The organism is Brachybacterium hainanense (genome assembly GCF_042434575.1).
Taxonomy (GTDB): Bacteria; Actinomycetota; Actinomycetes; order Actinomycetales; family Dermabacteraceae; genus Brachybacterium; species Brachybacterium hainanense.
Genome location: NZ_JBHLSV010000005.1, coordinates 234,729 through 261,513, shown reverse-complemented (window position 1 = coordinate 261,513; position 26,785 = coordinate 234,729). Strand labels below are relative to the sequence as shown.

Annotated in this window: 35 protein-coding genes and 1 pseudogene; 8 read left to right on the top strand and 28 right to left on the bottom strand. The window is 69.7% G+C overall.

Translation table 11 applies throughout. The features are described from left to right. Positions 1 to 269: 269 nt before the first annotated feature. The 8 genes and pseudogenes from ACFFF6_RS06345 (at position 270) to ACFFF6_RS06310 (ending at position 4,094) form a co-directional block, all read left to right on the top strand. Positions 270 to 689 carry a hypothetical protein gene (locus ACFFF6_RS06345; RefSeq protein ID WP_376979235.1) on the top strand — a complete coding sequence of 140 codons (420 nt, stop codon included), beginning with the start codon at positions 270 to 272 and terminating at the stop codon, positions 687 to 689. A gap of 113 nt (positions 690 to 802) precedes the next feature. Further along, the gene (locus tag ACFFF6_RS06340) at positions 803 to 1,165 is read left to right on the top strand and encodes a hypothetical protein (protein WP_376979233.1); all 363 of its coding nucleotides are present in this window, start codon (positions 803 to 805) and stop codon (positions 1,163 to 1,165) included. A 57-nt stretch (positions 1,166 to 1,222) separates the two neighbouring features. After that, positions 1,223 to 1,570 (top strand): hypothetical protein, encoded by a 348-nt coding sequence (locus ACFFF6_RS06335; protein WP_376979231.1) that lies wholly within the window; start codon positions 1,223 to 1,225, stop codon positions 1,568 to 1,570. A gap of 59 nt (positions 1,571 to 1,629) precedes the next feature. After that, on the top strand, positions 1,630 to 2,151 hold the full coding sequence (locus ACFFF6_RS06330; RefSeq protein WP_376979230.1) for a hypothetical protein: 522 nt from the start codon (positions 1,630 to 1,632) through the stop codon (positions 2,149 to 2,151). A gap of 230 nt (positions 2,152 to 2,381) precedes the next feature. Then, a complete protein-coding gene (locus ACFFF6_RS06325; RefSeq protein WP_376979228.1) occupies positions 2,382 to 2,522 on the top strand; it encodes a hypothetical protein in 141 nt (46 codons plus the stop codon). After that, positions 2,506 to 2,604, top strand: a pseudogene (locus ACFFF6_RS06320) (MucR family transcriptional regulator); the annotation flags it as partial. The gene ACFFF6_RS06325 and the pseudogene ACFFF6_RS06320, both read left to right, overlap by 17 nt. Positions 2,605 to 3,237: 633 nt before the next feature. Continuing rightward, positions 3,238 to 3,363 carry a hypothetical protein gene (locus ACFFF6_RS06315; protein ID WP_376979332.1) on the top strand — a complete coding sequence of 42 codons (126 nt, stop codon included), beginning with the start codon at positions 3,238 to 3,240 and terminating at the stop codon, positions 3,361 to 3,363. 41 nt (positions 3,364 to 3,404) lie between these two features. Continuing rightward, the gene (locus ACFFF6_RS06310) at positions 3,405 to 4,094 is read left to right on the top strand and encodes an SOS response-associated peptidase (RefSeq protein ID WP_376979226.1); all 690 of its coding nucleotides are present in this window, start codon (positions 3,405 to 3,407) and stop codon (positions 4,092 to 4,094) included. Positions 4,095 to 4,159: 65 nt separating this feature from the next. Here the strand turns inward: ACFFF6_RS06310 and ACFFF6_RS06305 are convergent, their stop codons facing one another. The 28 genes from ACFFF6_RS06305 to terL all read right to left on the bottom strand — a co-directional run bounded on the left by ACFFF6_RS06305 (position 4,160) and on the right by terL (position 26,785). Continuing rightward, positions 4,160 to 4,426, bottom strand: coding sequence for a holin (locus ACFFF6_RS06305; RefSeq protein ID WP_376979224.1), 267 nt, complete (start codon positions 4,424 to 4,426; stop codon positions 4,160 to 4,162). Further along, on the bottom strand, positions 4,423 to 4,824 hold the full coding sequence (locus ACFFF6_RS06300; protein ID WP_376979222.1) for a hypothetical protein: 402 nt from the start codon (positions 4,822 to 4,824) through the stop codon (positions 4,423 to 4,425). Before ACFFF6_RS06300 ends, ACFFF6_RS06305 begins: the two co-directional genes overlap by 4 nt. After that, positions 4,821 to 5,237: a hypothetical protein gene (locus tag ACFFF6_RS06295; RefSeq protein WP_376979220.1), complete on the bottom strand. Its 417-nt coding sequence runs from the start codon at positions 5,235 to 5,237 to the stop codon at positions 4,821 to 4,823. The genes ACFFF6_RS06300 and ACFFF6_RS06295 overlap by 4 nt, the downstream gene beginning before the upstream one ends. Next, positions 5,234 to 6,133 carry a peptidoglycan recognition protein family protein gene (locus tag ACFFF6_RS06290; protein ID WP_376979219.1) on the bottom strand — a complete coding sequence of 300 codons (900 nt, stop codon included), beginning with the start codon at positions 6,131 to 6,133 and terminating at the stop codon, positions 5,234 to 5,236. The genes ACFFF6_RS06295 and ACFFF6_RS06290 overlap by 4 nt, the downstream gene beginning before the upstream one ends. A gap of 69 nt (positions 6,134 to 6,202) precedes the next feature. Next, positions 6,203 to 6,991 (bottom strand): SGNH/GDSL hydrolase family protein, encoded by a 789-nt coding sequence (locus ACFFF6_RS06285; RefSeq protein WP_376979218.1) that lies wholly within the window; start codon positions 6,989 to 6,991, stop codon positions 6,203 to 6,205. A gap of 1 nt (position 6,992) precedes the next feature. Beyond that, positions 6,993 to 7,913, bottom strand: coding sequence for a hypothetical protein (locus ACFFF6_RS06280; RefSeq protein WP_376979216.1), 921 nt, complete (start codon positions 7,911 to 7,913; stop codon positions 6,993 to 6,995). Positions 7,914 to 7,915: 2 nt separating this feature from the next. Then, complete coding sequence (locus ACFFF6_RS06275; protein WP_376979215.1) at positions 7,916 to 10,081, bottom strand: SGNH/GDSL hydrolase family protein; 2,166 nt, start codon at positions 10,079 to 10,081, stop codon at positions 7,916 to 7,918. A gap of 43 nt (positions 10,082 to 10,124) precedes the next feature. Next, a complete protein-coding gene (locus ACFFF6_RS06270) occupies positions 10,125 to 10,865 on the bottom strand; it encodes a hypothetical protein (protein ID WP_376979214.1) in 741 nt (246 codons plus the stop codon). Positions 10,866 to 10,869: 4 nt separating this feature from the next. Continuing rightward, positions 10,870 to 11,985, bottom strand: coding sequence for a hypothetical protein (locus tag ACFFF6_RS06265; protein WP_376979213.1), 1,116 nt, complete (start codon positions 11,983 to 11,985; stop codon positions 10,870 to 10,872). Continuing rightward, entirely contained in the window at positions 11,976 to 12,758 is a 783-nt protein-coding gene (locus ACFFF6_RS06260; protein WP_376979212.1) for a phage tail family protein, read from the bottom strand. The genes ACFFF6_RS06265 and ACFFF6_RS06260 overlap by 10 nt, the downstream gene beginning before the upstream one ends. 10 nt (positions 12,759 to 12,768) lie before the next feature. Next, the gene (locus tag ACFFF6_RS06255; RefSeq protein WP_376979210.1) at positions 12,769 to 16,113 is read right to left on the bottom strand and encodes a phage tail tape measure protein; all 3,345 of its coding nucleotides are present in this window, start codon (positions 16,111 to 16,113) and stop codon (positions 12,769 to 12,771) included. A 13-nt stretch (positions 16,114 to 16,126) separates the two neighbouring features. Next, a complete protein-coding gene (locus ACFFF6_RS06250; protein WP_376979208.1) occupies positions 16,127 to 16,366 on the bottom strand; it encodes a hypothetical protein in 240 nt (79 codons plus the stop codon). Positions 16,367 to 16,425: 59 nt separating this feature from the next. After that, positions 16,426 to 16,956 carry a hypothetical protein gene (locus ACFFF6_RS06245; protein ID WP_376979206.1) on the bottom strand — a complete coding sequence of 177 codons (531 nt, stop codon included), beginning with the start codon at positions 16,954 to 16,956 and terminating at the stop codon, positions 16,426 to 16,428. Between the two features lie 67 nt (positions 16,957 to 17,023). Beyond that, positions 17,024 to 17,587, bottom strand: a complete 564-nt coding sequence (locus ACFFF6_RS06240; protein ID WP_376979204.1) for a phage tail tube protein — start codon at positions 17,585 to 17,587, stop codon at positions 17,024 to 17,026. Further along, positions 17,584 to 17,844 carry a hypothetical protein gene (locus ACFFF6_RS06235; RefSeq protein ID WP_376979202.1) on the bottom strand — a complete coding sequence of 87 codons (261 nt, stop codon included), beginning with the start codon at positions 17,842 to 17,844 and terminating at the stop codon, positions 17,584 to 17,586. The genes ACFFF6_RS06240 and ACFFF6_RS06235 overlap by 4 nt, the downstream gene beginning before the upstream one ends. A 1-nt stretch (position 17,845) precedes the next feature. Beyond that, positions 17,846 to 18,244 (bottom strand): hypothetical protein, encoded by a 399-nt coding sequence (locus tag ACFFF6_RS06230; protein ID WP_376979200.1) that lies wholly within the window; start codon positions 18,242 to 18,244, stop codon positions 17,846 to 17,848. Next, complete coding sequence (locus tag ACFFF6_RS06225; RefSeq protein ID WP_376979198.1) at positions 18,244 to 18,609, bottom strand: HK97-gp10 family putative phage morphogenesis protein; 366 nt, start codon at positions 18,607 to 18,609, stop codon at positions 18,244 to 18,246. The genes ACFFF6_RS06230 and ACFFF6_RS06225 overlap by 1 nt, the downstream gene beginning before the upstream one ends. After that, positions 18,606 to 18,995 (bottom strand): DUF6093 family protein, encoded by a 390-nt coding sequence (locus ACFFF6_RS06220; protein ID WP_376979196.1) that lies wholly within the window; start codon positions 18,993 to 18,995, stop codon positions 18,606 to 18,608. The genes ACFFF6_RS06225 and ACFFF6_RS06220 overlap by 4 nt, the downstream gene beginning before the upstream one ends. Further along, entirely contained in the window at positions 18,983 to 19,324 is a 342-nt protein-coding gene (locus ACFFF6_RS06215) for a hypothetical protein (protein WP_376979195.1), read from the bottom strand. The genes ACFFF6_RS06220 and ACFFF6_RS06215 overlap by 13 nt, the downstream gene beginning before the upstream one ends. 59 nt (positions 19,325 to 19,383) lie before the next feature. Then, complete coding sequence (locus ACFFF6_RS06210) at positions 19,384 to 20,415, bottom strand: phage major capsid protein (RefSeq protein WP_376979193.1); 1,032 nt, start codon at positions 20,413 to 20,415, stop codon at positions 19,384 to 19,386. A gap of 14 nt (positions 20,416 to 20,429) precedes the next feature. Further along, a complete protein-coding gene (locus ACFFF6_RS06205; protein ID WP_376979191.1) occupies positions 20,430 to 20,789 on the bottom strand; it encodes a capsid cement protein in 360 nt (119 codons plus the stop codon). Positions 20,790 to 20,792: 3 nt separating this feature from the next. Next, entirely contained in the window at positions 20,793 to 21,977 is a 1,185-nt protein-coding gene (locus ACFFF6_RS06200) for a hypothetical protein (protein WP_376979189.1), read from the bottom strand. Beyond that, positions 21,974 to 22,225, bottom strand: a complete 252-nt coding sequence (locus ACFFF6_RS06195; protein WP_376979187.1) for a hypothetical protein — start codon at positions 22,223 to 22,225, stop codon at positions 21,974 to 21,976. Before ACFFF6_RS06195 ends, ACFFF6_RS06200 begins: the two co-directional genes overlap by 4 nt. 112 nt (positions 22,226 to 22,337) lie before the next feature. Beyond that, positions 22,338 to 22,487, bottom strand: a complete 150-nt coding sequence (locus ACFFF6_RS06190) for a hypothetical protein (protein WP_376979185.1) — start codon at positions 22,485 to 22,487, stop codon at positions 22,338 to 22,340. Further along, on the bottom strand, positions 22,487 to 23,506 hold the full coding sequence (locus ACFFF6_RS06185; RefSeq protein WP_376979184.1) for a phage minor head protein: 1,020 nt from the start codon (positions 23,504 to 23,506) through the stop codon (positions 22,487 to 22,489). The genes ACFFF6_RS06190 and ACFFF6_RS06185 overlap by 1 nt, the downstream gene beginning before the upstream one ends. Beyond that, complete coding sequence (locus ACFFF6_RS06180; protein WP_376979183.1) at positions 23,503 to 25,095, bottom strand: hypothetical protein; 1,593 nt, start codon at positions 25,093 to 25,095, stop codon at positions 23,503 to 23,505. Before ACFFF6_RS06180 ends, ACFFF6_RS06185 begins: the two co-directional genes overlap by 4 nt. Before the next feature lie 18 nt (positions 25,096 to 25,113). Continuing rightward, positions 25,114 to 25,272, bottom strand: a complete 159-nt coding sequence (locus ACFFF6_RS06175; protein ID WP_376979181.1) for a hypothetical protein — start codon at positions 25,270 to 25,272, stop codon at positions 25,114 to 25,116. Positions 25,273 to 25,285: 13 nt separating this feature from the next. After that, complete coding sequence (gene terL, locus ACFFF6_RS06170) at positions 25,286 to 26,785, bottom strand: phage terminase large subunit (RefSeq protein WP_376979179.1); 1,500 nt, start codon at positions 26,783 to 26,785, stop codon at positions 25,286 to 25,288.

The window sequence follows — 26,785 nt, the reverse complement described above, 5'->3', positions numbered from 1 at the left end:
TCACCAGGGCGTTTCTTGGGGTGATCGACGGGATTTGAACCCGCTCCGGATCTAGTCCTTTTCTAGCCCTGACCTGCGGAGACGCGCGGTAGGCATCCATCGTAGCCTCAAAAGTAGCGACGTTCTGACCTGCATGCATGTGCGCCCGGTGTAGACAGGACTACGGATGTCAGACCCCGGGTGGACCATAGGGGCATGGCACCTCTCATCATCACGATCCCCGACCCCGATCCCTGGCTGACCCGCACCGAGCACTGCGAGGTGTCGGCATGAGCGACTCCCGCGACCTTGGCATGGGGACCCCCACTCACGAGGAGTGGGCGGAGATGCGGGCGGAGATGGCCGCGCGCAGCCCGGAGATGCGCGCTTACCAGGCCCACCAGGACGCGGCCGTCGTCATCAACGGCGTCGCGATCGGGCTACAGCTGACCGTGCAGGGGCCGCACGTCGACACCGTCGACCGAACCCGGGATCGGTCGCTGCCGGAGGGCGTGCACCGACTGACGGTCAGCGATCACGAGCTGCTGATCGACTCGATGGAGTGGGAGGGCCGACAGGAGGAGCTGCGCGAGCGTGTGCGCGCATGGCTTCTCGAGCACGTCACGCTGAGGGGGACTCGGCTGGTCACGGGCCGACGGCGGACGGATCCGTGGTGGAGTGCCAGGTGGCGGGAGGCGAACCCCTGGTAGGTCACGGTGAGGTAACGGTCGTCACACCAACCTTAACGGGGGTTGCGCAAAGGTCTTAACGGGGGTTAATCTTGTTCCATCAAGTCGGACACCACCAGGGGAGCACAGCAGACATGACCGCCACGATCGAGACCCGGACCTGGATCAACCCCCTCACCGGCCGCGAGGAGCTTGACGGCTACTACATCACCTGGACCGAGGAGGGCGTCACTCGCACCACCGGAATGGCCCGCCGCGAGGACGCCGAGAACTTCGTCGCCGGGCTCGAGCTCGGGCTCACCGCCACGGAGGCCGGCCGGTACAACCGCCACGGCGCGGACGCCGCGTCCGACGCTCAGAAGGCCCTCATCGTGAAGCTCGAGCGCCAGCACGGCATCCCGCAGAACCTCGAGGGCTCGGTGGCCATCCCCCCGCTGCACCGGATGACCAAGTCCGACGCCTCCTGGTACATCGACCAGCTCAAGCGCAACGCCTGACCCACCCCCAGGCGGGGCCGTGGTGGCCCCGCCCGCCACGCCACCAAGGAGCACACCATGGACACCATCTACCTGGGCACCCTCGACGACATCCTCAACACCGAGGGAGTGGCCACCTTCATGTTCTACGACGACGACCATCAGCTCACCGACGACGAGAAGCAGGCCGTGGTCGACGAGTGCACGCCGTGGATCACTGCACAGCTCGAGGCCCGCGGGTACGAGGTGGCCGACGCGATCTACGGCCCCGAGGACCGCGGCGCGTACCACGTCAGTGGGACCCGCTGGGAGCGAGACCGCGAGGAGATCGGGCGGCAGCTCGCTGCCGTCGAGGGTGGGACCGGCCCCGAGGAGCCTCTCGCCGACGCGATCGAGAGGGTCCTCGCCCGCCGCGAGACCGCCTGACCCGTTGACCGCCCCGTGCGGGGCCACCACGGCCCCGCCCCACGCCCCAGGAGCCATCCATGGACCGCATCACCCCTCGCGTGCAGGCCGCGCTCGAGACCACCGACCCCACCATCACCGACCCCACCGTCGAATGGGCCCGCTCCCTCGACCCCGACCAAGCCGGTACCGCTGGCGTGATCGTCGCCGAGGACGGCCGGATCATCGCCCGCACCTTCCGCCCCAAGGACGGCAGCTGGGCGATCGACCGCGACGACGCCCGCACGCTCGGCCTCGCGACCAACATCCTCGACATGAACCTGGGGAGCCTCGCCCGCGCCGCCGGCGGACCCGTCCGGCACGTCACCGGCACCGAGGCGACCAGCGCACCTCTCCGCAGGGCCATCCCGCGCACCGACGCGGAGCGTGAGCTCGTCGCCTCGCACCTCGCGCTCCAGGCGCTCGAGGAGAAGCGCGCACAGCTGGTAGGCCGTCGACGCACCGCCCGTGCCGCCGTCCGTGCCGAGAAGTGCACCAACCAGCGTGCCGCAGCGCTGCTGGGGATCTCCGAGGCCGCCGCGTCCAAGATCGAGAAGCGCTGAGACCAGAAGCGCCCCACCTGCATGGTGGGGCGCTCTATCCCCGCTGCGCGGGGCAGTGCTGCGGCCGATCGTACGTCCGTCGAATCTCGGCCATGCGACTCCGGCTCATCCCTGCTACGCAGGGCGTATGGTCCCTCTGGCCGTCAGCAACGGCTCATCCCCGCAAAAGCGGGGCACGTCCACATAACCTGGGTCCTCTACGAGGGACCCTACCAGGAAAGGACCTCCCGATGGACACCCGTAGCTTCTCCGCGACCATCACCCACACCCACGACGGCGTCGCCTACATCATCGACGGTCCTGTCCCGACAGTCCCCGACGAAGACTCCCCGACCGCCGAGGACCTCGCCCACGATGTCCGCCGACGGTGACCGCCTCACCTGCCTCGACTGTGGGCAGACGTACCGCTCCCTCGCCGTGCACATCCGCCGCGCGCACGGGATCACACAGGAGGCGTACCGTGAGCGGCACGGCCTGCCCGCGGACACCCCGCTGACCTCGGACGCGACGCGGGAGAGGATGAGTCACCCGACCCGGCTCGTCTGCACCGTCGAGGGATGCGATCGGCCGCATCGCGCGCGCGGCCTGTGCTCGATGCACCGCGCCCGTCGCAGACTCGGCATCCCCGACGACAAACCTCCTGGCCGGGTGACCACGCGGGCGCAGCTCGCGGCCGCGATGCCGCGGATGATCGAGATGCGACGCGCCGGAGCGCCGTACTCGGCCATCGCCGCCGAGGTCGGGATCGGGGAGGACGCGGTCAGCCGCGCGCTCCGCAAGGCAGGCGTCACGGCCCCGCCTCGGGAGATTCCCCACGGAACACCCTCCGCATGGCAGCACCACGGCTGCCGGTGCGAGACCTGCCTCGAGGCCCGGTCGGAGTACAAGCGTCTCGATCGGCTCCGTCGCATCGCACGGGAGCGGATCACGGCTGAGCACGGATCCCGGCTCGCGTACAGTCAGGGTTGCCGGTGCGCAGCCTGTAGCGCGGCCGAGGCGGCCGCCTCCGCTGAGCGGCAGGCCCGCACCCTCCCCGGCGCATCGCGGTCCGGACGGCCCTGGGAGCAGTGGGAAGCTGAGATCGCGATGGACACCAGCATCACGATCGAGCAGCGCGCCGCCAGGATCGGGCGGACATTCGCGGCGGTCGACGACTGGCTCCGCGCCTACCTCCGCCGCCCCGATGATCCGTACGACGTCAAGCCCCGCTGAACCGCCGCTACGATGGCCGAACCCCGATGAAGGAGGCGCGCATGTGTGGGAGATTCGCGATCGACGACGCCGTGAATGCTGAGATCACGAGGTGGGTGGAGGCCACGGGCCGGTCCTGGCGGGAGTGGGAGCCCTGGACTTCCTGGAACATCAAGCCCACCCAGCAGATCCCGGTGCTGCTCGAGACCCTGGACGATGGTGAGGTGACCCGCCGGGTCGCCAGCGCGCGGTGGTCGCTCGTGCCGCCCTGGGCAACCGAGCTCGCGAGTCGGTTCCCGACCTTCAACGCCCGCAGCGAGGAGCTCGCGACGAAGCGGACCTGGAAGGGGCCTCTGCGCAGCAGCCGCGCCCTCGTGCCGATGGCCGGCTACTACGAATGGTCCGGAGCGAAGGGCTCGCGGGTGCCGCACTGGATCCACGGCGAGGGCCCGATCATGGCGGCGGGTCTGTACAGCTGGTGGCGGCCGCAGGGCTCCGAGGATCCGTGGCTCCTCACCGCGACCATCCTCACCCGGGCTGCGACGGGCCCAGCGGCCGAGCTGCATGACCGCGCGCCCCTGATCCTCCCCGAGGACGCGCAGGCGGAATGGCTCGACCCCGGGACGGAGGGGAGCCAGGGGCTCGTGGATGCGATGGTCGCGGCGTCGACCCCCGCGATCGAGGCGCTGCAGTTCCACCCCGTGATGCCGCTGCGCGGAGACGGGCCCGAGCTGACCCGGCCGCTCGACTGACCCCGGACGCACGAAACCGCCCCCGCCCGGCCGTAGCCAGGTGGGGGCGGTTCACTGTGCGGGGGTCAGGTGTCGGCGCGATGGGTCGGGACTCGGTCGACCTGCTCCGCCGACGTCAGCGACGGGCCGCTGCCGGAGATCGGGATGGAGGCGAAGCTCGTTGCCACCGACACGAGGGTCGCGAGCCCGATCACCGAGAGGGCCTGGACGGCGTCGACCTCGAGGATCCCGGTGATGTCGGTGGTGAGGATCGCGACGGCGGACTGCGCGGTCGTCTTCACGGCACGTTCCGCGGTCGCGAGATAGAACGCAGGGTTGGTCAGGATGCTCATGGGAGGTCCTTCCTGGGAATGATGATGTGGTCAGCGAGAGATTCGGGCGGCTCAGGCACGGTCGTGCCCGGCAGGAGCCGGACGATCAGCGCGACGAGCTCGCGGGCGTACTGCACCGCCGCCCAGCGCGTGGACCGCTCCACCGCGAGCTCAGTCTCGATCCGGGAGAAGCGCTCCGCGTTCGCTGCCTGCGTCTCCCGCATCTCCGTCTTGAGTGCCGCGAGATCGGCCTTGTACTCGGCGGCGAGGTCCTTGTAGCCCTGGAGCGCGTTCTGCTCCTGCTCGATCGCTGCTGACGTGATTCCGCGCCGGCGATCCTTGATCGCGTCGACGATGAGCTTGACCGTCGCGCCGCCGCCGAGGGCCACGATCAGGGAGACGATCAGCTCGGGGCTCATGCGGGCGGCTCCCTCGCGGCTAGACGCCGGGCCTCGCGCGCGGCGTGGAGGAGGATGCAGACCCGGCTCGCGACGACGCCGATCAGCAGCATCAGCAGCAGGGTGCGGGGCCCTGACCCGGGGGCGGTGGTGAGGGTCTGCTCCCAGGACAGGTAGCAGTAGACGCCGAGGCCGCCGAGGGTCATCGTGAGACCGGGGAGCTCGATGCGGTACCTGCGCGTGAGGATCCCGGCGAGAGCGACGATCGAGCCGAGGAGCAGCATTCCGCCCCATGCGAGGGTGAGCAGCAGGCCGATGCCCTGGTAGGACTGGGGTGGGGCGGTGAGGACCCAGGTCCCGGCCCCGGCCCCGACGAGCCACCCGAGGATCTGGGCGGCACGCCAGGACCGGAGCGGCGGGTACGTGGCGATCACAGCAGGCCCGCGGCCTTGATGCGAGCGAGTGCCGCGGGCCGCCCTCCCGCAGTCAGGAACTTCGAGTCGGCGTTCAGGGACCGCTGGATCGCGCCGGTCAGGCCGGGCCCCCAGCCGCCGCGGTCCACAGTCGCGCCCGCGACCGCCTCGAGGTGGCGGACGATCTTCGAGCGCGGCCCCGTGTGCGCCGGATCGTAATCCCAGATCGCAGGGACGATCGCGTTGCCGATCTGCGCGGCCGTGCGGGGCTGATCGGAGATCTCCGTGTAGACGGGGAGCCCGAGGTAGCGGCAGAGCGCGGCGAGATCGCCCTTCCCGAGGCGGCCATCGACGGGCTGGCCGAGGCGGCGCTGCACCTCCGAGTGCGTCTCGCGGCCGTAGCGGTCGTCGACCGCGACCTTCCCGCCGGACGGCTTCACGGCCGATCCGCCGGGGGCGCTGGTGCCGGACCCGCCCCCGAGGTGACGGCGCGCGATCGCCTCGATCCTGGCGAGGTCGTAGGTGCCGGGGCAGTCCGTGGAGGACCCCTTGACGGCGCGGTGCCGGATCAGCGGGAGCACACCATGGCGACGCCAGATGTCCGCGACCAGCGCGCCGATGGTCTCGTAGTCGGCATCGGACTGGCGAGGGTTGCACTCGATTCCGAGGTACTTCGAGTTGCCGCCCTTGGCGTGCCAGGCTCGCTGATCCTCCGGGACCATGCGCGCGACCCTGCCGGACTCGACGACGTAGTGCGCGGAGACCTTGGCGCGCGAGTTCATGAACCACGAGACGACGCCGCCGAAGGTCGGGTGCTTGCGGGGGTCGTCCCAGTGGTGGATCACGATGCCCTGCGGCCGCAGCTTGGACCGGGAGCGGTTGGGGCTGGTCTTGCTGGTGTCGATGGCGAGTGCCATGGGGTGCCTCCTCGGGCATGGGAAAGGCCCCCGGGGGATACCGGGGGCCTTCACGGGGGGGGGTGGGGGTCAGATGAGCGCGCTCAGCATCGTGTCCGCGACGACCTGGTATCCGGCGGTCGTGAGGTGGATGTCGTCGGGGCCACGCAGACCCGGCGTGTCCCCGAACGCCTGATCGATGTTCACGAGGATGCGGCGTGTCCGGTCCGCGTTCACGATCCGGGCGAGCTCGGTGCCGTACGAGTCCCACCAGTCGAAGGGCTGCTCCGGACGGAGCGAGGCATCCCGGGGCTCGACCATGACCACGTGGGCGGGGAGATCCTTCCCCACGTCCGTGAGCGCCGTGTCGATCATTCCCATTCGGGTGACGATCTCATCCGCGACCTGGACCGGGGTACGAAGACTGAAATTGTAGTCATTCATTCCGATCATATGGGTGACGATGGTCGGCCCGGCCGCGACGATCTGCGGGATCGTCTCCGTCGCGTGAACATAGTTGTACGAGGTGCGACCCGAGATCGCGACATTCACGATATGCACACCCGCCGCACCCCACGCAGGGGCCCAGCCGGGTAGAGCACCCACGTCATGGAAATCCACCGTCCCCGGGGTGTGCGAAGTGAGTTGGCGGGCGAGGTTCGCTGTCCAGCCCGTCGAATCGATGCTGGTCGCGTCCATGTCGGTGAGCGAATCCCCGGCCGCGACCATCACCGCGTGCGTGGTATCCGCGGCGGCGAGGAGTGCCCGCCAGGCCGTCAGCGGCCCGGGAGGATCGACCGGCCCGCCACCCTCGCTGACCGGGGTGCCGTCCGTGCGATACAGCACTGCAGGGGCCCCTGTTGAGCGGTACACCTCCATGTCATCCCACCCAGTCGAATCGCGTGACCTGGATGTTGTCGATCCGGTGCGTTCCGTTGTAGGAGCGGAGCTGCAGCCACGTCGGGGAGGTGCAGGCGTCGAGCTGGGCCTGCGTGTACGTGATCCTGATCGCCTCCACGTCGTTCTGGGAGATGGTTGCGACCAGGCCTCGGATCTGGATCTTGATCCTCGCCGTGGTCCCGACCGTCCGTGTCGTGGAGGTGATCGTCTGCACGGTCGGGTTTCCGGTGCCTCCGAATGCGTCGAGGGATGCGGCTCGCAGGTAGAGTCCGCGGCGTTCCCCGGTGTCGGAGTTGAGTCCCCAGAAGTAGACGACGATTCCGCCGTCCACTGTCATTGTGTAGTCGAACTCGATATCCTGATTCGGCATGAATGCCGTTTGCGGCTGGGTGCCCGTGTGCTGATTTGACGCCACCTGGATGTACCCGTTCGCGGTGTCCCGGCGGGCCGGATCATAGTAGGTCTGCCCCGTCTCAGCGGCTGCGGAGGTGACGGTGTCCGTCATGATGACGGTGCCGACCAGGGAGGCGTCCGAGTAGGTGCGCGACCACGACGTGACGCCCGCGAGGGTGTAGCCGGGCTTCGCGACCGCAGCGACCGAAACGGTGGTTGCGGCGTTCCCGACCGTGTACGTGCCCGCGGCTCTCGCGGTCCCGCCGACCGTGTACGTCGCCCCGGTGTCGGTGGGGATGGTGTACGTGCGAGCTGTCGTGTCGAAGGTGGGCGCGGTCGCGTGCCACGCTCCCGGGTCCGGGGGTGCTTCGATCGTGAGAGCGGTCCTTCCGGGGTTTGCGGTCTCCCAGGCCTTCGCCTCCGAGAGGGTCTCGAAGATCGGGACACGGACGGCGAGGGCGTGGATGTCCTCGCCGATCCTGCGCGCGAGGTCGATGATGCTGGTCATGGTCAGGCTCCGATCGCGGACTCGTAGGCGGCCAGGGCGTCCGCCGCGGGGGATGCGACGATCGGGCGGGTGATCGCCGCGGCCATCGCCGCGGCACCGGCGGTGTTGGGGTGCAGCTCGTCCGTGCCCGCCGGGCCTCCCCGGAACTCCGGGCGCAGGGCCACGTCGTCGTTGGAGACGGCGGCGGCGAAGTCGAAGCAATCCCGGACCCCGAGCGGCAGGGACTTGAGGTAGGTCGCGTGCTGGCGGCGGATCGCGTTCTGCGCCTCCGTCTTCCCGGCGTGCGGGGTGATCGTGGAGACCACCACCGTCGGGGAGATGTGCTCCCGCACCATGGGGAGCGTGGTCTCGAACCGGTCCCGCATCACCTGCGCCGATGCGGCGGTGCCGAGGTCGTTCTGGCCCATCGCGTGGATCACGACGTCCGCCTTCGGGAAGTCCGCCCACCGGGACCATTTCGGATCCTGCGGGTTCATCCACAGGGACATCCCCGATCCGGGGTAGGCCCAGTGGATCGGCAGGGCCCCGGTGGCTCGGCAGTGCTGCGAGAGCCACGAGTCGTTGACTATGAGGGTCGTCCCGGTGCCGGCCGTGATCGAGTTGCCCCAGCCCGCCTTCGTCGGGACGTCGGGCGCGGCCTCGGCTTCGATCCACCAGTCGAACGGGATCCACGCCGTCGCCGAGAACCCTGCCCCGGACGCCGCAGAGGCGGAGGCCGCGGACGTGGACCGCCAGCCGCCGCCGGGCACGAGGACGTGCGGGGTGTCCGTCGGCGCGGACCATCCCACGGAAAGCATCTGCTGTACGCCGTCTCCGAACGGGGCGTTGATCCACGGGGTGACGACCTCTGACCCATCGGTGGGGATGGTCAGCGCCCCGGACACCTGCGAGGGTGCGGTGGTGAACGCGCCTCCCCAGCCGGGGCCGATCCACACGCCCGTCACCTGCCCGCCGCTCTGGTAGCTGGTGTTGGAGGCGTAGTTGTGGTTTCGGATGTGCAGCCGCCACCGGCCGACACGCGGCGCATAGTCGAGCGGGAAGCGGATCGCCCCGCCGCCCACGGACTCCTCGCCCGTCGCGGTCGCCGTCGTCAGGGCCAGCGGGACGCGACGGAACGCCGCACCACCCCCACCCTCGGAGGGCGGGATGACAATGGCGCCCGCGTCCATGCGCGTCCACGCCGCCCAGACCGAGCCACGGAACCGCATATGAATCTCGGGGTTTGATCCGGTCGTGAACGCGATCTGCTGGACCTGAGACAGGGTGCCGGCGTTGGTGCGCAGCTCCGACGTCACGACGACTCCAGAGCCGCCGGGAGCGTTGGCCGTCCCGGACCAGTAGGGATACACGCCCGGGGCCGTCGCGTCATTCAGGTCGCCGGTGTTGCCCCACTGCTGGACGCGCATCGCGTCCTTGCCACCGACCCACGTCCACGCCGCCCAGACCGAGCCACGGAACCGCATCATGATCTGCGGGCTCGAACCAGTGAGGTAGAAGACGTGGTTGACCTGGGACACGACGCCGCCTGTGGTGCGGACCTCGGAGACCAGGAGCAGACCGGACCCGGGCGCGTTCGGGGACCCCGACCACACCCCGTACAGGCCGGGGGTGGTGACCGTATCGAGGTCGACGGACGGGTCCAGGGACCCCTTCCAGAACGCCGTTCCGCCCGGGGGGACGATGAAATCGAAGTCCAGGACCCCGCCGGAGAGGGAGACGGATGCGTCCCACTGGGCGCCCTCGGTCACCGAGACGGACACACCGGTGATCGCCCACTGCAGCTCCCGGCCCCGCAGCGGCCGGACCGGGGGCAGGGAGGAGAGAGGGATGCTGGTCGTGCCGGCGGGGACCCGGACGGCCTTGCGGTCGCCCCAGCTGGTGGAGACGATGATCGCCCAGTTGTCGTCGTTGCACCAGGTCTGCGACGCCGCGGTGTCGTAGACCGGGAGGCGGATCTGTCCCTTCCCCTGCGCATCCAGGGTGATCAGCGCGGACGTGCGGGCGACGACGACGCCGCCCGAGGCATCCAGCGTGCTCGACAGCGCGAACGCCACCGTCGCGCCCGCCATCGACGTACCGCCCTCGGTGACGTCGGTCGCGGAGATGGTCACGACTCGGGAGGGGAGGCCCGGGGCAAGGTCGACCGGGGGGACGATGATGCTGGTCACGAGGGACCTCCTCTATGAGATGGGGATGCTGGGCACGCGGCGGTCACGGTGGGAGCTGCCCGTGCTCCAGGAAGTACCTGGCGTCCGGGTGGATGGATCCGGAGTACGGGGTGTTCGAGGCCAGCCATCCGCGCAGGCCGTTGATCGCGGAGGCCAGCTCGTTGACGGCCGACTGCACGGCCTGCACGTCGCTGTTCGATGCCTTGTCGTTCATGGCGGATTGCAGGTTGCTGATCTGTGTCGCCTGCGTGCCGTTCACGGACACCGCACCGTTCGCGGTGGTCTGCGCCGTGTTGATCCGGGTGTTGTGCGACGAGAGGGTGGAGTCGTGCCCGTTCAGGCGCCCCTCGGCGTTGCCGATCCTGGTCCCGTGTGATGCGAGGGTCCCGTCATGGCTGTCGAGGCGGCCCTCGGCCGTTCCGAGGCGCCCTTCCGCGGAGGTGAGGCGGCCCTCGGCGCCCGTGAGCCGCCCGTCCTGCTGGACGTTCTTCGCATCGATGCGGGCCACGTCCGCGTCATGGCGGCCGAGGTGATCGTCCTGGTCGTCGTTCTTGTCGCGGATCGAGTCCAGGAGCGGGGTCAGGCCGGTCAGGGTCCCGCGGGACTCGACCGATGCGCCAGTGTGGTCCGCCCCGAAGACGGTGCGGCCGTCCGCGGCCTCGAATCGGGCACCGCCGTCATCGGGTCCCCACGACATGGGGCCTGGACGTGCGGCGACGATCGCGTTGATCTGCCGCTGCAGTGATCGGAGATTGTCCGCGACCTCCTGGGGGAAGCTGGGCATCAGGTCACCTCACGAGGTCGAGCGTGTAGTCGTCCGGGTGGGAGCTGGACCAGGACCAGCCGACGCAGCGGACCGTCCCCGTCTCGCCGGGGCGGGTCCACGTCGGATCGCTTCGCCACTGGTACACCTCTCCGGTGCGGGGGGTGTACCGGTCGGTGGGCATGGTCGCGGTGAAGGTCCGCTCCTCCGGGGAGAAGCGGCGCAGAGCGGCGCGGGTGGTGCGGCGGAGTCGGTCCATGGTCATCGCGGCCGGGTCCGTGACCAGGCGGTTCTTCACCGGCTCGCCCGGCTCGCGGCTCCGGGACGCGAACGCCTCACCGACCTGATCCGCCCCCGCGCCCGCACCCCAGCCATACACGGTGGATGCGGAGGCGCGTTCGTCCCAGCCCCAGCCCGCATCCAGCAGCGACGCCGGCTGAGACCCGGGACCAGTCACTTCAAGGGTGATGTCCGGCCTCGAAAATGCGAGGGTCGGCTGGCCGATCTCGAGGGTGCGGGTCACCCGCTGCGGAACCCAGCCCGTCGTGACCAGGCCGGAGCGGATCATCCACTCGAACGGGCCGCCCTCCGCTTCCTGGAGATCGCTGATGTGGTCCCAGTAGGTGTCGCGGATCTTCCGGGCATCCACCTCCACCCGCGCCCCGGTGTGCGAGACCCAGCCCTGGAGATCCACCGCGACCGTCTGGCTGCGGGAGTAGAGGAGGGCGAGCATCTCCCGTGCCGTCTTGACGGGGTCAAGGGTGCCCTTGAAATCCTCGGCGAGGAGGACCTCCCGGGCATAGCCCGAGAACTCCGGGCCGCTGATCTGCACGATCGGGGACCGGTAGGTGCCGGCCACCTGGCCGATCCACCACTCCCCAAGCTCCCGCGAGATCGGCGGATTCCCCGCCCCATTCGACAGGCCCTCAAGAACCGGGACCAGCGTTCCCTTCCCGTTCTTGAGGAGGTCGAGAAGCTCGCGGGCCTCACCCATCGACCTGCCCGTCTTCCGGAGATCCAGGGACGCGGAGAACATCCCGGGGCGGAGGGACGACTCGAGCTGCACGCCCTCGAGCGGGAACGTGTCAATGAGATCACCGGTCATGAAGTCGGCGACGTACCAGGTCGGTGTCAGGCCCACGATGACCTCCACGATGCGGTGACCGACCCCGCACCGGACCCGGTCCGGGAGACGGTCGTGGTGCCGGGCGGGAGCTGCAGCCATGTCCCCGACGCCAGCCGCCGGGAATGCGCGGTCGTTGCTGGGTCACGGACCACGCGCCGCTCAAGATCCACCAGGATCGTCTGACCCGATGCGACCGTCCCGGAGTACTGCCACGCACCACCAGGCCACGAGATGCCGGGGTTGGTGAGCGGGCCGACCAGGCGCAGCGTCAGCGCCGCCGGAGCGGTTCCCAGGTTCTGCAGACCCGCCCCGCCCGCGGGGACTACGACGGACTGCTGATCCACATCGACGCGGCGCCAGTCCACGGTCTGCAGGGTCATCGTCCACAGCGCGTACTCCGGCCCGTCGGTGGTGACCTGCACGGGCCGGAGGCGCGCCACATCGACCTGCCGGACCAGCCCCGTGTGCACCGCCTCATCGACCGTCAGGGTCTCGTACCGGCCGAGCGCGGACAGGGCCGCGATCTTCTCCGTCAGATCCTCGTGATCGCGGGCGCGGATATCGCCCTCCACGATCAGGGACCGGGGCGCATAGTGGACGTCGCCGCGGACCGCGCCGTCGCCGCGCTCGAACTCGACCGGACCACCGGTCGCGGGCGCACCACCTTCCCACCCGTCGATCAGAGCCGAGAGCCCGTACCCGTACTGGGGGCCGTTCGACACGGCCTCCACATCACCGATCGTGACGATGATGCACGGGTCCTGGTGGTCCCATCCGCAGATGCTCACAGGCTCCTCCTCACATGGTGATGGCCTGATCCCGGATCAGGTGACGGGCGCGGGCATCGAACTCCACGGCCGCCTCTGCCGCGTCCAGGCCCGTGAACGACGGCGCGTACGTGACCCCGCCACGGATCGTGGTGGACATCGCCGCAGCCAGGTCCTTCGGGGTCAGACCCGAGTTGATGGCCTCGAGCGCGGGCCCCCACTGGCGGGACGACTCCCCGTTGACGACGAACTCCGTGCCGGCGAGGGGCTGGGTGAGCATGCCGCCGCCGGCCTTGCCTGCCAGCGGCCACATGATGTTGTCGACGCCAGGGCCCGGGTACGGTCCGGGGACCCAGCCGCCCGCGGAGAGACCGGGAGTGACCCAGCCGCCCTCCGCGCGCCCGGACACGCTGGTGACAACGTTGATGATCGCGGTGCGGGCCCGGGCGACAGCATCGAGTGCGGCCTCGGCACCGCCGGTGCGGGCACGAGCGGTGATATCCGCGTCCCGGTCACGGGCCGTGCGGCTGATGTCCCGCTCCGCGCCGCCCGTGGACGCGTCAACGTCGATCGTGCCCGTGGACGAGTCCGCGTGACCGACGGCCCGGTCCGTGGCACCGAGCGCCGGAGCGTTGTTGCCGTCGATCTTGACGACTCCACCCGACGCATTGATGACATCGGTCAGTTGCGCGAGCGCGGAGTACGCGGTGGTGGGGGTGCCGTTGATGACGACATAGCCCTCGCCGTTGTTGATCTCCTCGATCAGGACATCCAGGGCCTGCTGGCCGTTCAGCGTCTCACCGTTGATCTCGACGGTGCCGCCGGATTCCTGGATCTGGGACTCGAACTTCCGCAGCTCGTCCTCGCCCCACGTCGTATCCGCGGACACGACCACATCCCGGGGTGCGGTCGCGCCGTCCATCACGGCCTCGAAGCCGTACACCGACTCCTCAGCCGGAATCGTGTCGGCGTCGACCGTCACGGTGTGCGGCTCCGCGGTCATGCTCGTGATCGCAGCCTCCGCGGCGGCGATCGTGGCCTCCCACGCGCCCTGCACCTCGATCTCGGCGGTGTACGTGCCGGGAATGAGCTGCAGCTCATTCGCGAGGGATTCCGCCTCTTCCCGCGGCATCCCCATCGCGACGGCCATGTCGATGAACCGCTTCCGCCCCTCCTCCATGGTCGCGTCGAGCTCCTCGGTGGAGGCGCCCAGCTCGACCTGCGAGTCGAGGAGAGCCAGGGTCGACGAGGCGATGCCGTCGAGCGCGGCCTCGTTCGCGCGGCCCTTCTCCGTGCTCGTGTCGAGGGTCTTGCCGTTCTCCTTGAGAGCAGCCTGCGCGTCATCGAGCGCAGCCTCCCACTCACGGGTCGCCGACCGCGTGGACAGCAGGATGTCAGCGGTGCCCTGCAGGAGGTCCTGCAGTTCACGGAGAGCCTCGGACTGGTCCTCTACCTCGCCGGTCGCGTCGCCGGTCGCGTCCGCGAACTCTCCCTGCGCGCCACCAGCGGTTTCCGCGGTCGCGGCGACGAGCTCGAGCGCCCCGTTCGTCTCCGGGAGAGCGTCCCGGAGCTGCTCGATGGTAGGACGCTCCCCGGTGCGGGCGTAGATCTCATCGGAGATGGCCTTGAGGAGCGTGTCGACCTGCTCGAGGTCACCGGACGACGCCATCGCGGCGATGGTCTGGTCGAGCTTCGCCCATTCCCGGTTAGCGAACTCCATGTCGGAGGATCCGCGCTGCCCGAGGGACAGGATCGAGGAGACGACGTTGTCGGCGGACTGCGCAAACGTCGGATCGGTGATGATGGAATACACATCACCGAGGCCCTTAACATCCAGGCCAGCGAACCAGTCCGAGTCGGAGAGGTAGCCGTTCAGCTGGGAGACTCCCTCGACGGTCTGGCCGTCTGCGATCCGCATGAGCGCGGCCGCGTACTCATCCATCGACGTGACTTCACCGGTGGACACGTGCGGGAGCACGATCGCGGACGCGACGGTCAGCGAACCGAGCGCGAGGCCCAGCTTCGTGACCACGCTGGTGACTCCCGGGGCCTCGCGGCGGATCCGCCGGAAACTGTCGATGGTCTCGAGCGCTGCCGGGACGACCTTCATCAGCCCGCCAGCGAGGAGGCCGGTCGCGCCCGCGGCCGCGCCGAGGACGGTGACGCTGGTCTTCACCGATGCGGGGAGCTGGTCGAACGCGGAGGTGATGGAGACGACACCATCGGCGACGCCCGCGAGGGCGGGGAGGACGACAGCGCCGAGGTCGATGCCGGAGTCGACGAGGGAGTTCAGTGCGATCTTGAGCTTCGACTCGGTCGTCGCGTACCGCTTCTCTGCCTCGGCGACGAGGGCGATGTTCTTCGCGTACTCGTCGTTGCCGAGCCGCAGAGCGTCCGTGAGGCCGTCCGCGTCCGCGGCGAGGCGCAGGAACGTGTCACTCTCGCGGATCCCCTTGATGCCCAGGTCGTCGAGGATGGCGGACATGTTCTGGCCCTCGGCGCCCGCGTCCGCGAGTCCGTGCACGAACGCATCGAGGCCAGCGGCGGAGTCTTCGTTCCAGAGCTTCGCGAACTCCTCACTGGACATGCCCGCAACCTCAGCGAACCCGGCGAGGGACTCGCCGCCCTCGTCGACAGCGGACTGGATCTTCTTCATGCCCATCGTCATGGCGGTGCCGCCGGCCTCCGCCTCGATGCCCACAGAGGACATGGCGGTGGCGAGGCCGAGAACGTCGCCCTCCGTCAGGCCGAGCTGCGCGCCGACACCGGCGAGGCGCATCGACATCGCGAGGATCTCGCCCTCGGTGGTGGCGAAGTTGTTGCCCAGCCCGACCAGGGACGCGCCGACGCGGTCGATGTCATCCTGGCTGGTGCCCATGATGTTGGAGAACCGCGCGAGCGCCGTCGCCGCCTCGTCCGCGGAAAGGTTGGTGGTCTCGCCGAGGTTGATCATGGTGCGCGTGAACTCGACGACGCTGTCTGTCTCGATGCCGAGCTGCCCGGCGGCCTCGGCGACCGCCGCGATCTCCGCGTGGGACGCGGGGAGCTCCTTGGTGAGGCCGCGGAGCCCGTCTTCGACGGCCTGCAGCTGCTCCGGGGTGCCGTCGACGGTCTTGAGCACGCCAGCCCACGCGGACTCCCAGTCCATCGCGGACTTCGCGACCAGGCCGAGACCGGTAGCCATGGCGGCGCCACCGGTCAGCAGAGCGGACGACGTCCGGTCCCAGTCCTTCTGGAAGGCGGAGTGGTTCTTGGTGATCTGGCCGAGCTCGCGGCTCAGGCTCTTCGACGCGGCGGAAGCGGCAGCAGCGCCGGCGACGTACCGGGAGGCGTTCAGCTCGAGGACGGTGCGGATGGTGCGGGTCTCACCGGCCACGGGCAGCCTCCTATCAGTCGGGCTTCACCCGCTCGGGGTGGAAGGTCGTGTACGCGACGAGCGCGCGGGCGTCGGCGTCGTCACCACGGGCCTTCATGGCCCAGCCGACGGCGCGGGACGCGTAGCAGCGCTTGAACCCGGCCTCGTAGGCGCGCTGGTTCTTCGGGTCTTGGCAGGTGCGCTTGTCGCCGCCGCAGACGGGGCACCGGTTCGCCTCGTCCTCCTGCTCGATCGAGTGGAGGGCGAGGGCCATCTCCTGGTCGTGCCGGGTCCAGGAAAGGAACTTGGAGTGGGGGATGCCGTGGGCGCGGGCTACTTCGAGCTCGGCTCGGAGGCCTGGTTCTCGCGCCAGACGGCCAGCGAGAAAGGGACGGCATCACGGTCCATGTGCATGCGCAGGGTGTCGGAGACGATCTCCTCGAACTTCCCCGGCGACATCGCGTCGGCGAGCTCTCGCCAGTCCCATTCGACGGGCTCGCCACGGCCGTCGACGACGCTGCTGATCGCTTCCGTCATGAGCGCGGCATCGAAAGTGTCGGTGTTGAAGCCCATGCGTCGGTCGTACGGGTCATCGGCGCGGGCAGGATGCTCTGCGACGATGCGGCCCCACGTCTTCGGGTGGATCCGCTCCACGGTGATGACCCGGACCGCGGCAGCCATCTCGGCCTCGAGCTCCTCCCGCTGCGCGGTGAGGGCGTCGGCCTTCTCCCGGGCGTCGGCCGCGATTCGCTGATCCTCGGAGCGGTTCGCGATCAGGGTGTGCGCCCGCTCGTCTCCGGCGATGCGGCGCCACTGCTCGGCGAGGTCGGGGACGGTCAGGATCTCGTGCGTGTGGGCGACCACGGGGGTTCTCCTTGGGGACGGCGAGAGCCCCCAGGGTTGTCCTGGGGGCTCTCGGGGTGAGGTGGGGTCAGCCGGCGGTGCCGGTGATCTCGACGTCCTCGATGTAGAGGTCCGTGGCGAGGGTGGACGTGAACTTGAGGTCCTCGCCGTCGACGGGCGTGTTCTTGGACCGCATCTGGACGGTGCCGCGGTACACGTCGACGATGGTCGTGGCGTCGATCGGCTTGTGGGAGTCCCAGCCGAACGCCATCGCGACGTAGACCGTCTTCCCCTCGGGGACGGCCTGGTAGACAGCGTTGATGATCGCGGCGGCGTCGGCCAGCTGCTGCTGGTCGTAGACCGCGGAGACGGTTCCCTCGATGGTCTCGCCCGTCTTCACCGTGACGGTGACGGTCTCACAGGCGCGCTTCCGGTCCCGGGTGGTGGCCGTGCGGGTGAAGGACACGTCACCCATGTCGTGATGACAGTCCGCCTTCACGGTGGTGGCCGCGTTGAACGCGGCCAGCGGGATGGTCGTCGACTCCTTCGTCAGCGGCGTCGGGATCGACTCCTCCTGGATGATCCAGGTAGGGACGTTGCCGGACGCGATGACGCCATCGACGCCGGTCGGGGAGAAGATCGGGGTGCTCATCGGGTCTCCTTCGAGATGTTCCGCTTGCGCGGGAGGGGGTGGCCGAGCCGGTCGACGGCCTCATGTCCGGGCAGGAGGGTGGCTCCCTGGATGCTCGCGAGCATCCGGGTGGTGGTGTAGTGATCGCCGGTGTCGGGGTGCCGGACTCGGACGTAGTCCCCGGGGCGGCCGGACTTGAGCGGGTCCGGTGCCGGATCCGGCGGGGCGGGCGTGGCGTCGAGCTCGGGGTCTCGGTCAGCTGCGCGTCGGGTAGCCATTTCAGTGGCCTCTCTTCCTGGTGATCGTGAATGCCAGGGCCTGCGACCATCTGGCAGGGGTGGTGCCGGGCTCGGGCTGAGGCTCGGCGTCATAGGAGGCGTCGGTGAGCCGCCCGTGCGGGGAGCCGAGTGGAAGATCGGCGAGAGCGTCACGGACCCGCTGGACCAGCCACAGGCACGAATCCCTTGAGGCAGTGACGACGAGGGCGTTCACGGTGCCGGTGCGGTCCACGGATCCGCCGGCTGCGCGACGGTTCCCGGCTACACCGGCGGTGACGCCGAGGATCACGGTCCGTCGCACACGGCCGTCAGAGTCCTTCTCGACACCGTCGTCCGTGACGTCGACGTCGAGATGCTGCAGAGCAGCGATGCAGGAGTCACGAAGATCGAGGGCGTCCATCAGCTGCCTCCGATGATCTCGGCACCGAGCCGCGTCAGAGCCGCCTCATACCCGGGGATCACGGCATCCGTGGCTGGCCGCAGGTACGGCTGGGCTCGCTGCTGGGAGGCGCCGTTCTCGACGAAGCCGCCATAGTTCACGGTCGGTCCGACCTCACCGATCGCGTAGTCCTGGTTACCCTGCGTGGCCGTGGTGATGCTGTTGCGGAGAGCGCCCGTGTCCACGGGTGCGCGGGCCTGCGCGCCAGCCCGGATGTCATTGAGGGCCTTCTTCATGGCCTCGCGGGCCCGGGGCATGACCTCGCGGGCCGCGGCCCCGAATTGTCGGGCGGCGATCTCGAACTCTGCGGATCCGTCGGTGGTCATCGCACCTCCCTGCACGTCAGGTGGACGGCGGACTGGAACGTCCGTGGGCTGGCGTCAGTGACCCAGAGGATCCGGCCCACCATCGCAGGCGACACCGACTCGACACAGGTCACCCGGTCATCGGGCCGGACCCCAGCGACATGCCACGGGATCAGAACGACCGGCTGGGCGGGCGTGATGGTTTCCCCCGTCACGACGACCCGGCCCACGGCGTCAGCACGCGGGAGACGGGCCTCGCCCTCCCAAACGCGCTCCCACCCCTCCGTCTCCTTCCCGGTCTCCCGGTCCTGGTGACGGCCGGTGGATCGGTCGATGCGGACGGTGTCGATCATCGCCAGGCCCTGGATGTCGCGGGCCTCGGCGAGCATGGCGGTCAGATCATCCACGGAGATTCCACCGCCTCCACGCCACGAGGCCCACAGGGCTGGAACTCGATCACGTACGGTCCTTCGTCCGATTCGTCTTCGCAGCGTCGGCGCCACCTGTCGGCGAGGTCGAGCCACGCCGTCAGCGGGCGGCGCCGATCGATCGCGATGTCCTCCACCGCGGTGACCCCCGACCCGCCGGCATGCCGGGTCGCGAGAATCTCCGCGGCCGCTGCGGCGGCACACCAGATCTGCCCGGGATGCTCGGCGATGATCGCGAGCATGTCGGCGTCCGGGATCTGGTCGGCGGTGATGCCGGTGATGCGGCGGAGCCGCTCGAGGTCTTCCACGATGGTCTCCTCTGGACGAGGGAGGACCGCACCCATGTGCGGGTGCGGTCCTCCGCTGGTCACGCGCCGCGGGACGCGTACGTGAAGGTGTTGTCGATCGTTGCCGCGCCGACGACGTGACGGACCCGGTACTGGATCGTGTCGTCGTCGAAGCTGCCCTCGGACGCGCCGATGGAGCCGCCGCCGGGACGGACGCCCTGGTCGTTCTTCACCCGCAGGTCCGGGGCCTCGTGGCCGGCGAGGAATCCGGTCACGATCGCGGGACGAGCCGCGCCCGGGGCGGGCAGCAGCATCCAGGTGGTGTTGGCCTTCGCGTTGGTGTTGCGGAGCAGGTTCGGCTCCACGACGACCTGCACCATGCCCGCGAGCGGGTTGTTCATGACGGTGGTGCGGTTTCCGTTGGTGAGGCGGACCTCGACAGCGGCGACGAGCTGCTTCGCGAGGAACTCCAGGCCGGGGGCGACGACGAGCCGCAGCTCGGGGCGGACCATGGTCTGTCCCTCGGCGTTCCGCTTCGAGGACAGGCCCTCGATCGCGGCCTGCAGGGAGTCCGCGGTCAGCGGCGTGTTCACCACGGTCCCGAAGAACCCGGTGTTCAGGTCGGTGTGGTCCTGATTCAGGAGGGCGTCCGCGGTGACAGTGCCCTCCGTGTACCGGGCATCGGCGGCGAGGACCTGATCGAGGCCGCGGAACGCGCCGAGCTCGTCGTTGATGACCATCTCCCACGTGAGCGGGAAACGGTCACCGTACTTGGCGACGGAGAAGTCGTACTCGTTCTCGTCGAGGTCGCGGGCCGGGTACTCGGTGCCCTCGGGGATGCGGGTCAGGCCGCGACGGCCGCCGAGGATGTCGACGAGGCGCTGGCGCTTGAAGTTCGGGACGGTCGAACGCATGGAGTACTGCGCCCACACGGGGTCGATCGTCGCGTACTGCGCGAGGAGCTTCCGCTGGTAGCCCTGGCCGAGGAGGATCGGGAAATCGCTCGTGGTCAGGGACTCGCGGACCTCGGCCTTGGCGCGGAGATCGCCGTTCATGGCGCGCTCGAACAGGTTGTATGCCTCCCCGATCGCGCGGAGGTTCGTGGTGGTCATGGTGGGGCTCCTTCTCAGGCAGCGTCGGGGGTGGCGGGGATGATGCGGACCGGGATCGACCCGTCCGCGGCCTGGGTCGCGAGCGCGGCCCCGTAGAGCGCGCCCCCGGCCGTCGCGGACAGGGACCCGTCGGCGATGTAGATCGGTGCGCCGACCTCGGTCACAGCCCCCGCGACGGGGAGGACGTGGGAACCGTCGAGCCACACGGTCGCGTGGCCCAGGGCGTTCCCCCCAGCCCAGTCGTCGGCGGTGGCGACGTTCGTCTGTGCGACGCCGTTGAGGATGCCGACGCGCACCGGATCCCCGGAGGCAGTCCCGGCGGGCACGGGCAGGGAGATGTGGTTGGCGTGGCGGAACTGCTCGTTGCGGGCCATGGGTCAGGCTCCCTTCGTGATGCCGAGGACCGCATCAAGGTCGGTCTCGGTGTAGCTGGTGGACTCGGTGACGCCGACACCGGTGGGGCGGCCTGCACCGTTGGCCTCGGCCTTCTCCGCCGCGGCCTCGTTCACGAGCCGCTCGAACGCGGGCACGTCGAGACGACCGTCGCTCATGGGCATGTCGGCTCGGAGGCCCTTCTCCTCGAGAGCGGTGAACCCGCCCGCGGCCGTGATGATGCGGTCCGCGGCAGCGGCGTCGGCGGCCTCGTTCGCGGCGGTGATCTGCGCCTCCGCCTCCTCGGCACGCTTGATCGCGGCAGACTTCTCGGCCTCCGCGGCGGCCACCTTCTCGGCGGCCTCGGTGAGGCGCTTGTGCTCGGCCTCGTCGATCTGGATCTGAGCCATGACAGGCTCTCCCTTCTGGGTGGATTCCATTGCGACCCCGGCCGGGCTGGACGGGGGGTTCAGGGCGTCGTAGGTGACGCGGCGGGCGACCGGGATGGCGTCCCCGGTGAGGGTGATGCGACCGTCCGGGCCCACCTCGTAGGCCTGCCGGACCAGCTGACGGCCGGTGTCGGTGTGCTGGTCGTAGACGACCCAGTCGTCGGTCCAGTCGCGGGCCCACAGGTCGGGGCCGAGCGCGTCATCGATCCGCTGCTCGAGATCCCCGGCCACGAGTCCGCCCGGCAGGGTTTCCTGCACGGCGGACTCGAGGAGCTGCAGAACCCGGCCGCCCCGGCCCGCACGAGTCACGAAGTCCACGGACATCGCCTCGACCAGCTCGGCGATGATCGGGCGACCCTGCTCATCGGACTCCTCGACACGGGCCGAGGCGCGGATGGAGACGCCGATGTCGCCGTGCATCTGCGCGAGCACCTCCGACCACGGCGCGTACGTCTTCGCCTCGGCCACGAGAGCGGTCCCGTCCCAGTAGGCGTCCTGGGTGAGGACCCCCGCGAGGTCGCGGATGGATCGCTCCGGCCGGTCCTGCGCCTCGCTGGCGCTGGGATGATCGGCGAACATCTGCGTCCCGGCGGGAAAGACGCGTGCGCCGGCGGCGGCCTCGAGGACCTCCCGCGGGTACACGCCCGAGGAGCCGATGCCGGGGGTGATGATCTGAATCAGCATCCGGCCCGACCGGGGGGTCGCGGTGCCGAGGGCCTCGGTGATCGTCTGGGTGGTCATGCGCAGCCTCCTCGGACATCAGGGGACGGACCCGTGAGGGTGGGGCGGACGGACGCGTCGGGGAGGTCCATCTCGAGGTGGTCGCATCGGATAGTGAGGGTGAGCATCGGGTCGCCGGCCCCGTACCCGTCGGGGTTGATGGACCAGTCCTCGACGTACATCGCGAGGTCGCGGCCGTCGAGGAGGATCTGCACGCCGCCGTCGACGTTCCGGGAGATCTGGACGTTGGTAGGCGGGTTCTCGATCATCGGCGGTCCTTCCATCGGGTCCAGAGGACGTGCCAGGCGCGGTGTCGTTCGGCACGGGACGGCAGGAGCGTCGACGGGACGGCCCCGGCCTGGCAGGTTCGGCAGCGGACCATCACGCCTCCACCGCCTCGGACAGGACGGGCAGGGACTCGCCCGCCTGGTACACGAGGGGCAGGCGCTCGAGCAGTTCCTCGGTGGTGATACCCCAGGCGGCGACGCTCTCGGCCAGAGCCCGCAAGCACTCCTCGATCTCCGGGTCCATCACGCCTCCTTCGGTGGGGTCGACGGGACCATCGAGTCGCGCCATGAGCCGTTGGACTTCCGGGCCGCCCAGTCGCTGATCGAGTAGTCGCCGCGCTTCCACGCCTCGTACCCCGATGAGGTGAGGAGGCGGCGCTGCTCCTGCTCCGTCAGCCCCTCGAACCACGTCTCCGCATCGGGGAGCGCGGGGGGTGGTTCTTCGATGCCGGGGAACCCCAGCTCAGCCCACGTCTTCGTCTTCGGGATTCGCGCACACCGGCCGGAGTGGTGGTCGATTGGGCCTTCCTCGTCGATGGTGTGCTCGGTGCCGTGCATCGCGATGCAGGACCTGCACGTTTTCGAGTCGAGGTGCGCCCCCCACACCCAGCCGCCCAGGACCGCCTGGTTCCGGGCGTCCGCGGCCTTCTGTCCCTGCCGCATGGCATCCAGCATCTCCGTGCGGGAGATGTTGAGGGCGCGGGCGAGACCGCCGTTGAAGTCCTGGTGGACGTCGGCCATGATCTGGTCCGCGACCAGGCGGGGATTGTCGCCAACGGTGATCCCGCGGACGAGACGGCGGCGCATCGCCGCATCCGCGTCCGCGCTGATCGGCAGGTGTGCCGCGGTGATCTGCTCCGTGGATCGGGCGATCATCGCAGTGATCTGGCCCGCGTCCGCGCGAAGGGGCACTGCCCCATCGGGCAGCTGGGTGCCGATCATCGCGGTCTCCCCGTCGACGCCGAGGCGGACGATGTCGGCGACGGAGGCACGGATCGTCTCGTCTGACAAGTCCACAAGCTCGCCGAGGGACTGAGCGAGCGAGTCGAGAGCCCGATCAAGGCGACGCGGATCGATCGGGTCCGCCATGGAGACGTTCCCGGGCGCGACCTTCCCCAGCACCGCGGCCTCAAGCTCGGCCCGCGTGTCCTCCCATGCCCGCACCCACGCCGTGGTGAGGGTGCGGGTGTGGTCATCGAGGTGGGTATCGAGGATGGTCTGCATCGCGGTCTCGATGTCGATGACGCGCTGCGTGATCGTCACGACTCGCCCCGGATCAGGGACTCAGCCGCGGCCGCGTCACGGGGGAAGCGGGCGTACTGGCCGAGGGCCTGCGCGGGGTCCTCACCCCGGTTGAACGCCGAGACGAGCGCGTCGCCGGCCGTCTTGTAGGGGTCGCGCCAGTTGCCCTCGTCGTCGGTCAGCTCCTCGAGGATGTCGTCGATGTCGTCGACACCGAGCGCGGTGAGGAGCAGGCGGGCGATGACCTTCGGCGGCAGCTTTCCCGTCGAGTCGGCGTCCTTGATCGCGGCGACGGCCTGGTCCACGGTGGCTGTGGAGAGGTCGGGCCAGTCCACGAGGATGCTCGGGGTCGCGCCGCCGAGGATCGCACGGTCCGTGTTCGTCCACGGGTCCCGCTCGATCGTGCCCTGCAGCGGGCCCTGCGGGGCACGCACGGCGGCTTCGATCGCCGCCTCCGCGAGGTCACGGTAGACCGCGGTCCACACGTCGCGGCGCGCAGCCATCGCCAGGTACATCGGCTCGTCGAGCGTCTCCGCCGTCGCACGCGCACCCGTCACACCAGGGTCCGTGGACAGCATGGTCACGGGGACGTCGAGTCCGGCCGCGATCATCGCGAGGATCGGGCGGCCGGAGTCCGCGTCGATGGTCGCTCCCGTCTTCGGGATGGCCTCGAGCTTCTCCCCGGGCGCACTGACGTAGGTGGATCCGGCGCCTCCTTCGTTGCCGGGGGCCGTGTTCGCGGGGACGCGGGCGAGGGCCTGGCGTGCGCGCTTCGCCCGGTTGCCCTCGGCAGTGGCCTGCCACGCGAACTGCGACAGGGACCGCATGAGGCGGAGCCAGTCGTTCAGGAAGTCCCGGTAGCCGCGTGCATAAGGGGCGATCGCGTACGTGTCGCCGATGCCGTACTGCCAGCCGTCGAGGTCGTTGACCTTGACGTGCCGGATCGGCTGGTCCCACAGGACCGGGTTCCCCCGGATCGCCTTCGGGCGCAGCGACGGGGCGTACGTCAGCTCGGGGTGGAGGACCGTGATGGTCTCCGTGGCGGTGGAGAACGCCTCCGTGCGTCGCGTGTAGGTGCGCTCGAAGAACCACACCTTCATGCGGTCCTCAGGATCGGTGTGGATCGCGGTGATCTGCTCGAACGGGATGGTGCGGACCGTCATCGCGCCGGTGCGGGGGTTGGTGAAGCTGGCGAGGAACACGTTCCCGTCAGTGGACAGGGACCGCTCGAGGCGGGCGCGAGCCTCCGGGCCGGTGAGCGCCGCTTCGTTCTCTCGCGCCGTCCACCAGTCCAGGACGACCTTCGCGACATCCTGCGACGAGTCCTCGTCCGCGACGGACAGCTGCGGGCCACCGTTGCCATGCACGTAGCTGGTCCGCAGCGACAGTCCACGCCGCACCAGCGGATGCGCGACCGCGAGAGCCCGCCCCGACTTCGCCGCCTCCACCAGAGCCTCCCGGGTGGGACCCAGGTCGTCGTCGGAGCCGAGATGCGACCAGCCCCGGTCCTCACGGGCCAGGGACCGCAGCGACTCGACCTCCTCCGCGAGGAACTCCGTCATCGGATCGTGGGTGGTACGCGGGCCGAGGATCCTGGACAGGATGCCCATCAGGAGTACTCCTCTCGGTCAGTCGTCATCGGACAGGAGGAGCTCAATGCACGTCACGTCGTTGGTCTCGATCCGCAGCAGCGGCTCGCTCGCGCTGTCGGCGGGCCACAGGCACACGGCACCAAGCGCGATGACGGTCGGAGCGAGGCTCCACAGCCAGTCAGTGACGTCACACATGAGCCCTCCGGGATCAGTAGTCGCCGAGGTCCTCGACGTCATCGAGATCGAGAAGATCCTCGGCCGTGAGCAGGCCACCGTCACCGGCGAGGATCGGCTGCAGATACAACTGGTTGAGCGCCTGCGTGAGAGCGTCGACCGTGTCGTCGTGCTTCCCATTCGGGAAGTCATCAGCCTCCGTCGTGAGGTGCACGACCGAGGGGAGGAGCTGCGAGTCGGGGAGCTTCACGTTCCCGGCCGCGGTGAACGGCTGGATCGCGACGGCGCGGACGTACTTCCCGCCGTCGGGCTCGACGGGGACGATGCCCGGCACGGACTGGGACAGCGACGCGATGACCGCGGGGCCGTTGGCCTTGTCCTCGATGAACACAGCCCGGGCCTGCGGCCAGCGGGCGCGCATGTCCTTCACGGCCTGGATGGTGGCCGTGAAGTCCATGCGCCCACGGACCATGTCGAGCAGCCAGGCCTCATGACCGCGTCGCCCCCACACCTGCCCCACGACATAGTCGGATGAGGCGGTGTCCTTGAACGTCAGGTCCCACGACTGGATCACGGTGTCGAAGTCGTCGAGGAGACGACGCGACCCGTCAGGCTGCTCCACCCACGGGGGCAGGGTGTAGCGCGGCCAGTCCGCTGGGAAGATCCCACCAGACTCCGGCGACGGACGGCCCTGGAACAGGGACGCCCACGTGCGGGGCCCGGACTGGATCCGCTTCGCATCCCACTGGACGGTGGTGGTGCCGCGCGCGGATCGCATGTACTCGCCGGGGGCTCGTCCGAGAGGATCGGTCTCGCCCTTCACCGGGTCGTGGTCGGCCTGCGCGGGAATGTTGATGACCTGCCAGCGATGCCCGTCCTCCGCGGCCAGGAGCCGGCCAGCGAGATCGTCGTGGTGCCAGCGGGTCAGGATCAGGACGACGGGGGCGCCAGGTGCGAGGCGGGTCGACATGACATCTGTCCACCATGCCCATGTCCGCTCCCTGTAGGTCGGGGAGTCGGCCTGCTCGCGGTCCTTGATCGGGTCGTCGATGATCGCGAGGTCGACGGGGCGGCCGGTGAGGCCGCCGCCGATGCCGACGGAGAACACGCCGCCCTCATGGCCCTCGAGCTGCCACTCATGCTGAGCCGACAGGTCCGAGCGAATCTTGAGGCGGAGGAGGTCGGTGTGCTGGGTGATGTCGTCGCGGATCGTGCGGCCCCACCTGCGGGCGACGTCATGGGCGTACGAGGCGATGGCGACACGGAGGTCGGGCCGCTGGGTCAGCGCCCACAGCGGGAACCGCCGCGACGTCCGCTGGCTCTTGCCCTCCTGCGGGGGCATCGAGATGATGAGCCGACCATCGGGAGTATCGAGCAGGTCCACGAGGGCGGCGTCGATCATGTCGAGAGCCGGCGTCTGCACGGTCCGCGGGTCGAGGGCACGGGCCATGTCGCCGGGCGTATCCCAGCGGCGCGGTGCAGCTGCGGGCTCGAACATCCGCGCCGCGGCCTCCGCCCAATCCAGGGCGGACAC